This window comes from Novosphingobium pokkalii (assembly GCF_014652855.1).
In the GTDB taxonomy this organism is placed as follows: Bacteria; Pseudomonadota; Alphaproteobacteria; order Sphingomonadales; family Sphingomonadaceae; genus Novosphingobium; species Novosphingobium pokkalii.
The window spans coordinates 1-1,221 of record NZ_BMZP01000052.1 but is presented as its reverse complement, the minus strand read 5'-3'; the positions used below and the strand labels follow the sequence as shown (position 1 = coordinate 1,221).

Below are 1,221 nucleotides of genomic sequence, written 5' to 3'. Positions count from 1 at the left end.
AAGCGCCAGGATCTGCTGCGCGCGGCTGCTTTCCGAAGCGCTCATCGCCAGGTCCTGCGGCAAGCCCTGCAACAACGCCGCCGGGCGCGCCAGATGCCCGGCGTCATGCAGCCGGAACGCCAGCCACTTCGCCCGCCACGGTTGCGGGTCCAGCGCATGGGCTTCCTCGCCCAGTCGCGCGGCCTGCAAGGGATCGCTGTCCTGAAGGCCGCGCGCCGCATCGGTCAGGCTGCGCGCCCTGGCCTGCGCCTCGGCCCGGCGGCGCGCGTCTTCGGCTACGGCCAGGGCGGCCGGATCTGGTTCCGGCGCTGGGGCAGGCGGATGGAGAATCTGCTGGATGCGGCTGGCTTCCGATCGGCTCAGCGGCAGGTCGGCCGGCAGCGCGGCCAAGAGCACCATGGCGCGTCCCGATTCCCCGGCCTCGTGCAGGCGCAGCCCCAGCCACTTGGCGCGCCAGGGCTGCGGGTCGAGTGCCTGCGCCTGCTCGCCGAGGGCAATCGCGCCGGGCAGGTCGGTGGCACCCAGCGCGCGCGCCTGCTGCATCAGCTCTGCCGCGCGGGCCACGGCCTGTGCGCGCTGGCGGGCTTGCTCTGCGGCCGCCAGCGCCACCGGATCGGGTTCCGGCTCTGGCGCGGGTGGGTTGATGATGCGCGCAATGCGCTGCGCTTCCGAGCGACTGAGCGGCAAATCGGCGGGTAGCGCGGCAAGCATGGCTGCGGCGCGAGCCGTTTCCCCGGCTTCGTGCAGGCGCAGCCCTAGCCACTTGGCGCGCCAAGGCTGCGGATCGAGCGCTTGGGCCTGCTCGGCCAGGGCAATCGCACCGCGCAGGTCCGTGGCGCTAAGCGCGCGTGCCTGCCTCGTCAGCGCGGCAGCGGCCGCCACGGCTTGCGTACGGCCGTCGGCCGTTGGGGCGTCAGCCCGTGCTTCCGCCCCCGCCTCCGGCTTGGGCAGCGTCTGGACCACAGCCCGGGCGATGGCGTTCCAGTCGCGGGTGCCGTGGGCATGCTGGCGCGCGGCTTGTCCCAGGCTGCGGGCATGGTCCGGGTCGGTGGCCAGTGCAGCCAGGGCACGGGCCAGATCGGCAGCATCGCCGGGGGTGAAGAACAGGGCAGTCTGTCCCTCCTGCGCTTCGGCACGGAACACCGGCAGGTCGGGCACCACGGCGGGCAGGCCCAGGGCCATGGCCTCGACCAGCTTGATCGGCGGAACCAGTTCGGTCAC

Annotated in this window: 1 protein-coding gene; it reads right to left on the bottom strand. The window is 73.5% G+C overall.

Annotated elements, in window-relative coordinates; genetic code table 11:
- On the bottom strand, positions 1 to 1,221 hold a 1,221-nt coding region (locus tag IE191_RS20895), incomplete at both ends, for a glycosyltransferase (protein WP_191326360.1).